At 59.6% G+C, this 931-nt stretch carries 1 protein-coding gene and 1 pseudogene; one reads left to right on the top strand and one right to left on the bottom strand.

Annotated features, from left to right (window positions below):
• Window positions 1-603: polysaccharide biosynthesis protein (locus EFR00_RS32810; protein ID WP_167482315.1), on the top strand; the 603-nt coding region annotated here is incomplete at its 5' end.
• A 34-nt stretch (window positions 604-637) separates the two neighbouring features.
• On the opposite strand, the pseudogene EFR00_RS32805 reads toward EFR00_RS32810, so the two are convergent.
• Window positions 638-931: pseudogene (locus tag EFR00_RS32805) on the bottom strand (O-antigen ligase family protein); the annotation flags it as partial.

Raw genomic sequence — 931 nt, 5'->3', positions numbered from 1 at the left:
GTTGACAGAGTGCGCACGAATTTCTCCATGGTCCGCTTCGGAAACGTGCTCGGTTCCTCCGGATCCGTCGTGCCGCTGTTCCGGCAGCAGATCAAGGAAGGCGGGCCGGTTACCCTGACGCACCCGAAAATAACCCGCTACTTCATGACCATTTCGGAGGCCTCGCAACTGGTCATTCAGGCGGGCGCCATGGCCGAGGGCGGGGATGTTTTCCTGCTCGACATGGGCGAGCCCGTCCGCATCGCAGACCTCGCCCGCAAGATGGTCGAGCTTTCGGGATTGACCGTGCGCGACGAGGATAATCCCGAAGGGGACATCGAGCTTTCCGTGACCGGCCTGAGGCCCGGCGAGAAGCTTTATGAAGAACTGTTGATCGGGGATAACCCTGAGACAACCGAACATCCCCGGATTATGAAGGCACGCGAGGATTTCCTGTTCTGGCCGGAGCTTTCCAAGAAGCTCAGCTTACTCAACGCGGCATTGGATCGAAACGATATGGTCGCGGCACGCGCGACCTTGGCAGAGCTTGTTTCCGGCTATTCCTCAACCGGTGAGGTTTCGGATCTCGCCTTCACCGGCGCCGAAACCGTTCCGGCAGCCTGAAGGCGACAACTCGCAAGCGTTGCGCGCGGGAAATTCAGCTTCGCACGACAGGCGCGAAGCCTGTGCTGCCCCGATCCAAGCAAATCAGGGCGACCATATAGGCGAAGATCGGATCCAGTGCCTTCTGATTGAACATGATGCCGACGCTGCCGGTAACTACGTAGCTGCTGGTGAGCAGAAGAGCGAGCGCTATGGACAGGTCCCTGCCAGGACCGGGTTCCTTTTTCCACGCGGCTATCACGGGCGTCAGGAGCAGCAGCGAAAGCGCCGCGATGCCGACAACGCCGGCGTCAATTCCCGCTGTCAGAAAGCCATTATGAACATGCGA

The sequence above is a fragment of the Rhizobium sophoriradicis genome, assembly GCF_003939025.1.
GTDB classification, from domain to species: domain Bacteria; phylum Pseudomonadota; class Alphaproteobacteria; order Rhizobiales; family Rhizobiaceae; genus Rhizobium; species Rhizobium sophoriradicis.
Note: the sequence above shows the minus strand (reverse complement) of the source record. Positions and strands in the feature narration are given on the sequence as shown.